At 67.0% G+C, this 13,185-nt stretch carries 8 protein-coding genes; 1 reads left to right on the top strand and 7 read right to left on the bottom strand.

Features of this window, described 5'->3' with window-relative positions:
* Positions 1-169: 169 nt before the first annotated feature.
* From N5D20_RS10000 to N5D20_RS10020, 5 genes are all read right to left on the bottom strand, one after another.
* Positions 170-1,810, bottom strand: coding sequence for an acetolactate synthase large subunit (locus N5D20_RS10000; protein WP_197579520.1), 1,641 nt, complete (start codon positions 1,808-1,810; stop codon positions 170-172).
* A gap of 63 nt (positions 1,811-1,873) precedes the next feature.
* On the bottom strand, positions 1,874-3,259 hold the full coding sequence (locus N5D20_RS10005) for an NAD-dependent succinate-semialdehyde dehydrogenase (RefSeq protein WP_197579521.1): 1,386 nt from the start codon (positions 3,257-3,259) through the stop codon (positions 1,874-1,876).
* Positions 3,260-3,898: 639 nt separating this feature from the next.
* Positions 3,899-4,681: a helix-turn-helix transcriptional regulator gene (locus tag N5D20_RS10010; RefSeq protein ID WP_024958346.1), complete on the bottom strand. Its 783-nt coding sequence runs from the start codon at positions 4,679-4,681 to the stop codon at positions 3,899-3,901.
* A 153-nt stretch (positions 4,682-4,834) separates the two neighbouring features.
* A protein-coding gene (gene prfB, locus N5D20_RS10015) for a peptide chain release factor 2 (RefSeq protein WP_197579407.1) occupies positions 4,835-5,960 on the bottom strand; the annotation gives its coding sequence in 2 pieces (ribosomal slippage) (positions 4,835-5,884 and positions 5,886-5,960; 1,125 coding nt in all).
* Positions 5,961-6,030: 70 nt separating this feature from the next.
* Positions 6,031-6,891 (bottom strand): LytTR family DNA-binding domain-containing protein, encoded by an 861-nt coding sequence (locus tag N5D20_RS10020; RefSeq protein ID WP_197579406.1) that lies wholly within the window; start codon positions 6,889-6,891, stop codon positions 6,031-6,033.
* Positions 6,892-7,066: 175 nt separating this feature from the next.
* On the opposite strand from N5D20_RS10020, the gene N5D20_RS10025 reads away from it, so the two are divergent.
* A complete protein-coding gene (locus N5D20_RS10025) occupies positions 7,067-8,266 on the top strand; it encodes an acyltransferase family protein (RefSeq protein ID WP_197579405.1) in 1,200 nt (399 codons plus the stop codon).
* Positions 8,267-8,368: 102 nt separating this feature from the next.
* On the opposite strand, the gene N5D20_RS10030 is transcribed toward N5D20_RS10025, so the two are convergent.
* Entirely contained in the window at positions 8,369-11,278 is a 2,910-nt protein-coding gene (locus tag N5D20_RS10030) for a VIT domain-containing protein (protein WP_197579404.1), read from the bottom strand.
* A 146-nt stretch (positions 11,279-11,424) separates the two neighbouring features.
* Positions 11,425-13,182 carry a single-stranded-DNA-specific exonuclease RecJ gene (recJ, locus tag N5D20_RS10035; protein ID WP_197579403.1) on the bottom strand — a complete coding sequence of 586 codons (1,758 nt, stop codon included), beginning with the start codon at positions 13,180-13,182 and terminating at the stop codon, positions 11,425-11,427.
* Positions 13,183-13,185: the final 3 nt, after the last annotated feature.

Below are 13,185 nucleotides of genomic sequence, written 5' to 3' on the forward strand. Positions count from 1 at the left end.
GCGGGAATCGTGTAGTGAGGGGGGATGTTGCACCCGGCACAGCCGGTTGCCCAGCATACCAAAACCGCCCCGCCCCGGCCCCGGCAGCGCCCGGCAGCGCCCGGTAGCGCCTGGCCATGCCCGGCGGTCGGTCGGCGCACGAATCCGCCGGGCGTGGCCCGGCGCTACCTCAGCCGTTCCCCGGGAAGGCCTGCCGCAGCTCGTCCACCAGCACCCGCTGGTTTTCCGAGTAATCCACCGGCACCGATACCAGGTGCACCCCGCCCTCGTTGAACGCCGCCTCCAGGGTCGGAATGAACTGCTCGATGGCGGTCACCTCATGACCCTTGCAGCCATAGGCCTGCGCGTACTTCACGAAATCGGGGTTGCTGAAGGTCATGCCGTAGTCGGTGAAGCCATCCACCGCCTGCTTCCAGCGGATCATGCCGTAGGCCCCATCGTTGAGGATCAGCACCACCAGGTTCAGGCCCAGCCGTCGGGCGGTCTCCAGCTCCTGGCTGTTCATCATGAAGCCGCCATCGCCACATACCGCCAGCACCCGGCGCTGCGGATACAGGATCGAAGCCATGATCGCCGACGGCAGACCCGCACCCATGGTCGCCAGCGCGTTGTCCAGCAGCAGCGTGTTGGCCACCTGGGTGCGGTAGTTACGCGCAAACCAGATCTTGTACATGCCGTTGTCCAGCGCCACGATGCCGTCCGGCGGCATCACCTGGCGCACGTCATGCACCAGCCGCTGAGGCGTGAAGCCGTCCTCCTCGGCACGGGCGGCCAGGTGCTCCAGGATGGTCGCGCGCAACGGCAGCAGCGCATCGGCGTTCGGCACCGCGCCTTCGATGCGGTCGGCCACCTGGGTCAGCGAGCGGCCGATATCGCCGATCACTTCCACCTGCGGGAAGTACACCTGCTCCACCGCCGCCTGCGAATAGCCGATATGGATCACGGTCGGCCCACCCGGACGCATCACGAACGGCGGCTTCTCGGTCACCTCGTGGCCGATGGTCACGATCACATCGGCCTGGTCGATGGCCATGTGCACGTAGTCGCGCTCGGTCAGCGCGGCCGTGCCCATGTACAGGCCCGAGCCGCCGGCCACCGCGCCCTTGCCCATCTGCGTGGTGAAGAACGGAATACCGGCACGCAGCACGAACGCCGACAGCGCTTCGCTGGACTGCGGCCGCGACGCCGCAGAAGCGATCATCAGCAACGGTCGCTTGGCGTTGCGGATGATCTCCGCCGCGCGGTCCAGCGCCTCCGGACTGGCAATCGGACGATCCACCGCGTGCGGCGGAATCAGCGCCACGTCCCCGACCTCATCGGCCGCGATGTCTTCGGGCAGCTCCAGCAGCACCGGGCCCGGGCGCTCTTCCAGCGCGGTGCGGAATGCCTCGCGCACGATCGTCGGGATGGTGCGCGCCGAGACGATCTGCCGCGCCTGCTTGGTCAGTGGCTTCATCGTGCTGACGATGTCGACGATCTGGAAGCGTGCCTGCTTGCTGGCCACGATGCCCTTCTGGCCAGTGATCATGATGACCGGCCACGCACCGAGCAGCGCGTAGGCGGCGCCGGTGGTGAAGTTCAGCGCGCCCGGCCCCAGCGTGGCCAGGCACACCCCGGGCTTGCCGGTCAGGCGGCCATAGGTGGCCGCCATGAATACCGCTGCCTGCTCGTGGCGGGTGATGACCAGCTCGATGCTGGAATGGCGCAGCGACTCGACCACGTCGAGATTCTCTTCGCCGGGGATGCCGAAAATACGCTCGACGCCTTCGTTCTCAAGCGCGGCGACAAGCAGATCTGAACCCTTGGACATTGGAATGCCGTCCTTTTCGCTGGACTGATGATGGATCGTTGCAGGAAGGATGGAAGCTGCGCGTCAACGCTTGTCGAACCAGACCGTCTGCGCGTTGACGAACTCGCGGATGCCGAAGTGCGAGAGTTCGCGGCCGAAGCCGCTCTTCTTCACGCCCCCGATCGGCACGCGCGGGTCCGAAGCAGAGAATCCGTTGACGAACACGCCGCCGGTCTGCAGCCGGCGCGCCAGCTGCATCGCACGGGCGCGGTCGCCGCTCCACAGGTTGCCGCTGAGGCCGAACTCGCTCTGGTTGGCCAGCTCCACCGCATGGTCGGCATCACGGGCGCGGCTGATCGAGGCCACCGGCCCGAAGGTCTCGGTATCGAAGGCCTGCATGCCCGGCTCCACGTCGGCCAGCACGGTGGGTGCGTAGAACGCACCCGGGCGATCCAGCTGATGGCCACCGACCAGCAGCTTTGCGCCCGCGTCCACCGAGGCGCGCACCTGCGCATCCAGCTGTTCCAACAGGTCCTGGCGTGCCATCGGACCAATGCGATTACCCGCTTCACGGCCATCACCGATGGTCAGCGCCTGCACCTTCTGGCAGAACTGCGCCACGAAACGGTCGTATACCGCGTCTTCAACGATGATGCGCTTGCCGGCGATGCAGACCTGCCCGGTGTTCTGGAAGCGTGAGGCCACCGCCGCATCGACGGCAGCGTCCAGATCGGCGTCGGCCAGCACGATGAACGGATCCGAGCCGCCCAGCTCCAGCACCACTTTCTTCAGCGCCTGCCCGGCCTGGGCGGCGATGCTGCGGCCGGCCGCCACGCTGCCAGTCAGAGTCACCGCCGCGATGCGGTCATCGGCAATTGCACGGCTGGTGCCGTCGCGGCTGATGTTGGCGGCGATGAAGGTGCCTTCCGGCAGCCCAGCATCACGCCACGCCGTGTCGAGCAGCTGCGCGGTACCGACGATGTTCTCGGCCGGCTTCAGCAGGAAGCCGTTGCCGCCCATCAGGATCGGCACCGCTGCGCGCATCACCTGCCAGTACGGAAAGTTCCACGGCATGATACCCAGCACCACGCCCAGCGGCAGGTAGGACACGTAGGCCTTGTCGTCGGGCACTTGGGTCGGTTCGTCGCGCAGGAACTGCGCACCGTTGTCTGCGTACCAGTCGCACAGCACGGCGCATTTCTCGATCTCGGCCAGGGATTCGGCCTGGACCTTGCCCATTTCGGCGGTAGCCAGCGCAGCCAGCTTTTCACGGTCGCGGCGCAGTACCGCGGCCATCGCACGCAGTACATCCGCGCGCTGTTCGAGGCTCTTGGCGCTCCAGGCCGCGAAGCCGACCTGACCGCGATCGAGGATGGCTTCCAGTTCGGCGTCGGTAGCGAAGGGGTGGCTGGCGATCTGCTGGCCGGTGGCCGGATCGCGGGAAATGGCGGTGGTGGGGGCAGCGGACATGCAGGGCTCCTGTTGTCTCGGCAACGGGCAGCGGCCCGTCTTCTGCCCTGGAATGTGGACCCGATTGGCGGAGGCAACAAGGCGTCTGCTTATCCTGTGACCTGCACTTACCTGTCTGAATGGGGATAGGTGCCGGCAGGGCTGCGCCCTGCACCCGCAGAGGCCAGGGCAACGTCAAGGTCAAAGGCCTGCATTCCGTGGGATGGCGGGGTGGGTCCGGTTGCGGGGGACGGCGTGAATACGTCCATGTAGCCTCGGTCGCGCCATCCATGGCGCTCACGCCCCCGCAACCGGACCCACCCCGCCTTCGACAGTTTTCCGCGATCTGTCGGAAATACTCTTGGGGTCAGATCCGTTTTCCTATGGAAAACGGATCTGACCCCGAAATTTCTTTCGATATCTGACAGATGTGTCGACCAAGGTAGGCACCTACCAACAGCCGCGCGAAATCTGTCAGAGGTGGGGCGGTGTGGGTTGGCAGGACCGTTGGCGCCATGGATGGCGCCATCGAGCCCCCATGGATGGGTTTACGGCGTGTCCTGCCAACCCACGCCGCCCCGCCATCCCACGGAATGCCCGCCTTTGCTGTTGCCGTTGCTTCGGCCTCTGCGGGTGCAGGGCGCAGCCCTGCCGACCAACCTACCTACGCGGCAGGTAAGTAACCAGGGAAAGGTCGTGCCGGCTCTCCGGCACCAGCGCCACGTACTGCAGGTCCAGCAACCCGCGCGTGGGATGGTTCAACTTCTTCGCACCTTCATCGAACCGCCGCACGTCGTGCTCCGGCCACCACTGACGGAATTCCTCGCTATGCGCGGCAATGTCCTCCACCAGCGCCAGGAACGGCGCCTTGTCCGGCGCCTGCGCCATCGCCGCACGGAAACCTGCCAGCAGGCCGCGGGTCATTTCTTCCCAGTTGAGGATCAGCGTGCGGTACGGCGGGTACAGGAACATCAGTCGCAGCGTGTTGCGCTCATGCGGCGCCAGCTGGCTGTAGTCCACGAACAGCTCGGCGATGGCCGGGTTCCAGGCCAGGATGTCGAAGCGGGTATTGCGCACATACGCAGGGATCGGCTGCATCGCTTCCACCAGCTGACGCAGGCCGTCGGTCACGCTCTCGTCCGGTGACTCCAGCGGCACGCCATAGCCGGACAACGCGAACGCATAGGCGCGTTCGTCGTCGCTCATGCGCAGCACCTGCGCCAGGCGCTCAAGCACCTCGGGCGAGGCACGCACTTCGCGGCCCTGCTCGATCCAGGTGTACCAGCTGACGCTTACGCCGATGGCCAGCGCCACTTCCTCGCGCTTCAGGCCCGGGGTGCGCCGGCGCCCGGCCGGAAGGCCGAGCGTGGCGGGATCGACACGGGCGCGGCAGGCCTTGAGGAAGCCACCCAGTTCCTTGCGTTCACTTTCGCTGCGCATCATCGCTACCGCCGTGCCCGTTGTAGCGTCGAGCCATGCTCGACGCATCTGCTACCCCGCGAAAAGCAGCTGAGCATGGCTCAGCTCTACAGGACGCGTGATCGACCACCCTCGGCGTTGCGCACGAGGGTGACGATATCCGCGCAGGCGCGCCGATCAGGCATCGACGCGCTTGGAGCCCACAGCCAGGCCGGCCTTCAGGCTGGCCTCGACGAACTCGTCCAGGTCGCCATCCAGCACCTTCTGCGTATCTGAACGCTCGATGCCGGTGCGCAGGTCCTTGATGCGGCTCTGGTCCAGCACGTAGTTGCGGATCTGGCTACCCCAGCCGATGTCGGACTTGGTGGCTTCCACCGCGTCCTTCTCGGCGTTGCGCTTCTGGATCTCCAGCTCGTACAGCTTGGCGGCCAGCATCTTCATCGCGTTGTCGCGGTTCTGGTGCTGGCTGCGGCCGGTCTGGCAGGCCACAACGATGTTGGTCGGGATGTGGGTGATACGCACCGCCGACTCGGTCTTGTTCACGTGCTGGCCACCGGCACCGGACGAACGGTACACGTCGGTACGCAGGTCGGCCGGGTTGATGGTGATGTCGATGTTGTCATCGATTTCCGGCGACACGAACACCGAGGTGAAGCTGGTGTGGCGGCGGTTGTCCGAGTCGAACGGCGACTTGCGCACCAGGCGGTGCACGCCGGTCTCGGTCTTCAGCCAGCCATAGGCATAGTCGCCTTCCACGCGCAGCGTGGCCGACTTGATGCCGGCGACGTCGCCACCGGAGACTTCCATCAGCTCGGTCTTCCAGCCGCGCGATTCACACCAGCGCAGGTACATGCGCAGCAGGATCTCGGCCCAATCCTGGGCTTCGGTGCCACCAGCACCGGCCTGGATGTCGACGAATGCGGCAGCATTGTCCATCTCGCCGGAGAACATGCGCTGGAATTCCAGCTTCTCGACGTGCGACTGGTGCTTGTCCAGGTCGGCGACCACGGCCAGCGCGGTGTCCTCGTCCTGCTCGGACTCGGCCAGCTCCAGCAGTTCGGTCGCGTCGGTGAGGCCGTCCAGCACCGAGGCGATGCCGCCCACGGTCTTTTCCAGGCTGGAGCGCTCGCGGCCCAGGTTCTGGGCGTACTCGGCGTTGTTCCAGACGTCGGGGCTTTCCAGCTCCCGCGTTACTTCTTCAAGACGCTCTTTCTTGGCGTCGTAGTCAAAGATACCCCCGAAGCGACAGCACGCGATCAGTCAGATCGGTGATGCGCTGGCGGACAGGATTCAGTTCGATCATGTCGGCGGTTATGCATTCAAAAGATGACTGGTAATGATACCGCAGGCAGGGGATGCCCGGAATGAGGGCCTTACCCTGCCCCCAGCGCCTGCCGCAGCAACGGCAGCTGGCGCCGGCTGCAGGGCACCTTCGCCCCGTCGGCCATGTGCAGAAGGGCCTCGCCCCCCTCCAGCGGCTCGATCGAGCGCAGCTGGCCCCGGTTGATCAGCCAGCTGCGGTGCGGGCGCAGGAACTCACCCGGGTCCAGCCGCTGCTCCAGCACCGCCATGGTGATCCGCAGCGGGTAGTCGTGGCCGCGTACCCGCAGGTTCACGTAGTTCCCCGCGGCCTGGGCGTACTCCACGTCGGCCGTGGCAACCAGGAACTCCTTGCCCAGCTTGCGCACCAGGAAGTGCTGGGGACGCTCGACCGGCTCCACCGGCGGGCCGACATCGGGCTCGGCCAGCAGGCTCGCCTCACCCTGCCTGCGCCGCCCGAACCAGCTGGCGAAATGCTCCAGTGCCACGAACATCGCGAAGGTGCGGATATCCTTCAGGTATTCGTAGGCAAAACGCTCCAGCCATCCCGCATCGTCCTGGTAGCGGTAGCCCATCGACGCATAGGCCAAGTGCCGCAGCACCATCATCCCCACCACGTGCAGCAACGACCAGCCCACGCTGGCCAGCAGGTACAGTGGCAACCGCCGCTTCCAGGTATCGGCATGCAGCGGCCAGCGCTCACAGCCCCACCACAGCAGCGGCAGGGTCAACAGGATCAGGGCGAGGCTGCTGAACTCCCAGATCATCGGTTCCCACAGGCCGAGATCGGCGCCGCGGCGACTGGCGTCCATCACTTCCACCAGCGCATTGGTCACTGCTGAAGCCGACAGGATCGCTGCCCAGACCAGCAGCCGGGTGGTGGTGCGCCAGCGCGGTGGTCGGCCCTGGGTCATTGCTGCATCCATGTCGTTGCGGTGCTCCAGCCTGCCTCAATGGCCAAAGGGTAGCGGCTCCATTGGTCCCGCCACCCCCGCCATTGGTCACTGCGCGGGTTCCGGCAGCCCCTTGGCAGTCGCTGCACGGACCGGGCGGCGTCACCTTGGGTCGACTCTCCGGCACACCACCACCATGACCCGACGCCACGACATCGACGCCCTGCGCGTGTTCGCCTTCGCGCTGCTGATCCTCTACCACACCGCCATGGCCTACGTGGATGACTGGGGTTTCCACCTCAAGAGCCTGCATACCGCCGAATGGCTGCAGTGGCCGATGGTGTTCGTCAATCGCTGGAGGATGTCACTGCTGTTCCTGATCTCGGGCATCGCCATTGCACTGATGCGGCCCGAAGGCAGGTTGCTGCGCTTCGCCGGCCTGCGCACGTGGCGGCTGCTGCTGCCCCTGCTGTTCGGCATGTTCGTGATCGTACCGATCCAACCGTACTGCGAAGGCGTGGCCAACAGCCATGTGGTGCCGGGCTTCGGCCACTTCCTGTTGCGCTACTGGCAGGTGCGGCCATGGCCGGAAGGCAGCTTCGCCGGCTGGCAGTACGGCATCACCTGGAACCACCTGTGGTACCTGGCCTATCTGTGGAACTACACGCTGGCCCTGGCCCTGCTGATGCCATTCCTGGGAACGGCCGTGGTGCGCCGTGCGATCGCGTTCTGCGCCGCCTCGCCGATACTGCTGATCGGAATTCCGTCTGCGCTGCTGCTGGCCTGGGTGATCTGGCTGGAGCCGATCTATCCGTCCACCAATGCCCTGCTTGGCGACTGGTACCAGCACGCGAAGTACGCGACAGTGTTCCTGGCCGGCTACCTGCTCGGTCGTGAGCCGGTGTTCTGGCAGAGTGTGGTCTCACTGCGCCGCACCACGCTGTGGCTGGCGCTGGCGGCGGTCGGCTGGTATCTGGGGTTGCGCATCCTCGGCCAGGTGCTGCCGGCTGACTCCCCCCTGCGGCAATGGCCCGAACCGTTCTGGGACCTGCAGGTCCGGACCAGCCAGTCGCTTTACGTATGGACCGCGCTGCTGGCCATCCTCGGCTGGGGAAAGGTCTTCCTCGATCGCCCGTTCCGCTGGCTGCCGTACTGCACCGAAGCCATCTATCCCTGGTACATGCTGCACCAGAGCCTGATCATCGCCCTGCTGTTCTGGCTCAAGCCGATGCAGCTGGGCCCTTGGCTGGAGCCAGCGCTGCTGCTGGGCGGCACCGTCGGCGGCTGCCTGCTGATCCACGAGTTGCTGATCCGGCGCACGCGCTGGCTGCGGCCCCTGTTCGGCCTGCGCGCCAATCCGCCAGCATCGCCGGTTGCACACGCTGCGCAGTTGTAGAGCCGAGCCAACGCTCGGCTGCCTCTGACATGAGCCGAGCGCAGGCTCGGCTCTACATTGAGGCAGTCGAGCAAGCTCGACTCTACACTGGCGTCCGAGCAGTCATTTCACCTCGAACTCGCCCACCAGCACGGTCTCGGCGCGGTCCTTCAATCGCATCGTCACCATCTGGTCTTTCTGCTTGGCCGTGCCCCAGTGGGTGGTCAGGCGCAGCATCAGGGTCGTGGCACCGGTCACCAGCTGCTGGCGGCTGCCGAAGTAATTCGCTTCCACCTTGTACTTGCCGGGCTTGGCGTTGCGCAGCGAGAACTGCTCGGGGCCATAGCCGCCGGTGAAATCCTGCGACATCTGCCCGCCCTGGTAGGTCAGGCGGTTGCCGTAGTACGCGCGCTCGCCGTTCGGGTCGGTCACCCACAGGTCCATGTCGCTGTTGTCGGCATCCCACGACAGCACCACGCGCAGGTCCAGCGGCATCGCCTGCAGCAGGCGCGGGTCGATGCTGGTGGTGTCCAGCCGGGGCGTGCTGCGGGCCACCAGGTTGGTCAGCTCATCCAGTGCGATCAGGGCGATGCCGTCGAAGCGGCTGTCCCATGGCCGCACCACCACCTGGTACAGCGGCGCCAGTGCCTGCTGCGGCTTGCCGGCCGCTGCCAGTGCCAGGCCCAGGTCGCGGAAGCTCTGCGGTTCTTCCTGGCCCATCGCCAGCACCTGCTCGAACACCGGCACCGCCAGTGCGGGGGCATCAGCCTGCATCAGTCGATAACCGAGCACGCGCAGCAGGTGCCGGTTGTCCAGATCCATCTCGGCCAGGTTCGACAGCACACGCAGCGCGAGGTCGCGCTGCCCCTGCTCCAGCAGCAGATCGGCCACGTCGAGGAAGAATGCGCTGCTGTCGGTGTGGGCATCGCGTTCGGCCAGGTAGCGGTCATACAGTTGCGACGGCGGGCCCTGGCGCAGGCGCCTGGCGATGGCCGAGTCCGGCTGCCAGGCCGCCAGCTGGATGCCGAGCTCGCCCTCGTTGGCCGCAACGGGCGCAGCGACACGGCCCCCCGTGACCGTGATTGAATCCAGGGCCTTGTTCGATGCAGGCGCTGAGCGACGTGCACGCGCGCTACTGGCTTCCATGCGCTGCTCGGCGGCGGCCATCGGTGCCGGGGCGGGCGGTGCCGCAGGGGCCGGCGCGGCGAGCATCGCCACCGGCGCCGACTCCATCGCGTAGTCCGCGGAGGCGACTTCGAGTGCCCCGCCCTTCGCCTGCGGCGGCATTCCCTTTGGCCAGCTGCGGTTCCACCACTGCTGGCGCTCCTTCCAGCGTGCCGCCACTTCATCCAGGCGCTGGCGATCAGCAGCGGCGCGATCACTTACCTGCACTGCAAACCTGGCGTCGTACTCGGCGCGCAGGGTGCCCGAAGGGCGGATCGCATAGCGCAGGTAGTCCTCCAACGTCTCCAGCACGATCAGCGAGGTATCCGGCCCGACCAGGCCAAACTGCTGCGACAGGCGCTGCATCGCCTCGCGGTTGCCACGGCGGTCGGCGGCCAGCTGCTGCAGACGCGCCTGCGCCCAAAGGCCGGCCAGCAGTTCTCCGTCGTTGCTCTTCTGCGTGGCGGGCAGCGCCTGCCATTCGCCCCCACCCACGCGCACCCGCATCGGCACACCGTCGGCCGCCAGTCGTGCATGCAGCCACAACCAGCCTTGGGCTTCACTGCGTCGATCGATCACCACGTCCTGCACGCCGCGCCCTGCATCAACCTGCACATCCAGCGGCGACGACAGCAGCTCACCGGCGGCCAATTCGACATCCTTCCCCAGCGCGACGAAACGGCCACCATGCGCTTCGCTCCAACCACGCAGTCGCACGGCATCGGTGCGCGCGCCGGCGCTGCTGATCGCAAACAGGCGTTGATCCGCCGCCATCGCCGGCAGCTGTTCCGGCCCATAGGTCAGCAGGCCATCGCTGACCAGCAGATATTCCTTCACGCTTGGCTGTGGCTGCCACTGCGCCAGCGCGCTGGCACCGTCCGGGCGTACGGCCTGCAGTGCCGCACGCAGCTCACTCCAGTTGCCGGCGCGGATGCGGAAGCGCCTTACCGGCTCGGCGCGATCGCGCAGCACGGTCAAGGCCACGGTGCCGTCGCCCATCGCGGCGAAGTAGCGATCCAGCAGTGCGAACTCGCGCGTGCGATCGCGCTGCCCCGCCGAACCGGAGCCGTCCCACAGCAGGCCGATCTCGCTGGGCAATGCGCGGGGCGTGCTGCTGGCCGCCACCGGCAGCTGCGCCAGCAGGTAATGGCCATCCTCCCAAGGCGCCACCTGCACCTGTGCCTGGCGGGCTGCCGGCAGGCTCCACTGCAGCTGCTTCGGCAGCTGAGGGCCCCTGCCCTGCCACTGCAGTTGACCCGCGCTGATGCGGAATGGCGCCGTACCTGCGCTCGCCGCGCCGGGGGCCTGCAGCTTCAGTTCAACCGAGGCTGCACCGGCGGCGAACTGCAGCGGCAGCGTCCACTGCCAACCGTGGCCGGTGAAGGCCAACGGCTCACGAATCACCAGCTGCACGCGCCGACTGCCACCGGCCGGCAGCGGGTAGATGCGCAGGCGGAACTGGTTGCCAGCGGTCTGTTCCAGCAGGCCCGGATCGACGCCCCGACGGGCGATCTCCTCGAACACCTGGCGGCCGCGGTTCTTGGGCACCGGCACCGCGTCACGCATCTCGCCGTTGATATCCAGCGCGAAGCCGCTGATCTGCTGACCGTCGGCCAGCGGCAACTGCAGCTCGCCCTCCAGCACGCGCCGGTTCGGATTGTGGAATTCCAATGTGATCCGGGTCTGGGCAACGCCTGCCTGCACGTCGCCTTCAATGCGTGCGCGCTGCAGCTGCACCGGTTGTTCGGCGGCCGGCGCGATCAGCAGCGGCGTGGCGGCCTGCGGCCGGGAGATCGGCGGCGACTGCGCGCCAGCGGGCCAGGCCACAAGGGCCAGCAACAACACAGTGCAGCATCGGGCGAAGACCATGACCGGACTCCAGTGGGATCGTAGACCGTTGAACGCACGAGCTGCCAGAACGGGGTTGGCGGGGTCCCAAAAAAGGGGACGGAGGGGATCAAGTCGCAATTGGCAAACAAGGCAAAAACGACTTAATCCCCTCCGTCCCCTTTTCTTCAAGCGGGGAGGCTGTGCTCCACAATCAGCTGGATGGCGCTGCCGCCGCGATAGTCGTCGCAGGCGAGCCGGTAGGCGAGATGCACGTGGCGGCCAGGCGCATTGCCGTGCCAGCCACCGAAATGGATCGCGTTGATCGTGCCGGGCACGCCCGGCAGGCGCAGCTCCAGCTTGAGGTGGCGCTCCTTCAGCACGCGCCAGTTGGCCACTTCAAAGTAGCCGTCGAACAGCGGCTCGGGGAAGCCCTGGCCCCACGGGCCCGCCAGACGCAGCGCATCGGCATGGCGATGGTCCAGTTCGTCCGCGGCCAGTTCGCCATCGCTGAGGACCTGCTGCTGCAGTGCCGCCGGGTCGAGCATTTCCAGCACCACGGCGACGAAGGCGGCCTTGAAGTCATCGACGTGATCCAGCCGCATGCTCAGTCCAGCCGCCATGGCATGCCCACCGAATCGTTCGATCAGGCCCGGATGGCGCGCATCGACCAGCGCCAGTGCGTCACGGATGTGCAGGCCGGGGATCGAGCGCGCCGAGCCTCGCAGGGTGTCGGCGCCCGGCTCGGCCGGCGCGAAGGCAATTACCGGGCGATGCAGGCGATCCTTCATCTTCGACGCAACCAGGCCAACCACGCCCGGGTGCCAATCGGCATCGAACAGGCAGGCCGCCACCGGGCGCTGACCGGCCATGTCCAGCACTACGCGGGTCAATGCCTGCTCGGCGTCGTCGGTCATCGACTGCTGCACCGCGCGCCGTTCCGAATTGATCTGCTCCAGCGTCTGCGCGATCTCGCGCGCCTGGCGTGGGTCTTCGGTCAGCAGCAGCGCGATGCCCAGCGCCATGTCTTCCAGCCGGCCCGCCGCGTTCAGGCGCGGGCCGAGCGCGAAGCCGATGTCAGTGGCGGTCAGTCGCGTGGCGTCACGGCCGCTGGCTTCGATCAGCGCACGCAGGCCGACACAGCCCTGCCCTGCGCGCAGACGGCGCAGGCCCGCGCTCACCAATGCACGGTTGTTCGGGTCCAGCGCTACCAGATCGGCGACGGTGCCGACCGCCACCAGGTCCAGCAGCGTGGTCAGGTCCGGTCCCTTGCCATCGGCAAAGACACCGGCTTCGCGCATCTGTCGGCGCAGCGCCATCAGCACGTAGAAGATCACGCCGACACCGGCCAGCGATTTACTGGGGAAGGCGTCGCCGTCCAGATTCGGATCGACAATGACGTCGGCCGGCGGCAGCTGCGGGCCCGGCAGATGGTGGTCGGTGACCAGTACCTGCCAGCCACGCGCCTTGGCCGCAGTCACGCCGGCATGGCAGGCAATACCGTGGTCGACCGTGACCAGCAGGTCCGGCTGCAGCTCGGCCAGTTCTTCCACCAGCGACGGCGACAGGCCGTAGCCGTGCACCATGCGGTTCGGCACCGCGTGGAAGACATGCTGCGCGCCGAGCATGCGCAGGCCACGCACGCCGACCGCACAGGCGGTGGCGCCATCGCAGTCGAAATCGCCGACCACCAGGATGCGCTTGTCATTGGCGATGGCCTCGACCAGCAGGCCCACCGCATCGTCGATGCCGGTCAGCAGTTCGGGGGCGTGCAGATTGCCCAGCTTCGGCTGCGCCAGCTCCGGTGTGCCCGCGCCCCGGCTGGCATAGAGACGCGCCAGCAGTGGCAGCGTGCCGTCCGGCCAGCTGCCGGGTGCGACCGCATCACGGCGGCGGATCATCGGCGTATCAGAGGACGGCTGCACAGCATCGGCGGCAAGGGACATCGG

This window comes from Stenotrophomonas sp. GD03877, assembly GCF_029840555.1.
Classification (GTDB): Bacteria; Pseudomonadota; Gammaproteobacteria; order Xanthomonadales; family Xanthomonadaceae; genus Stenotrophomonas; species Stenotrophomonas geniculata.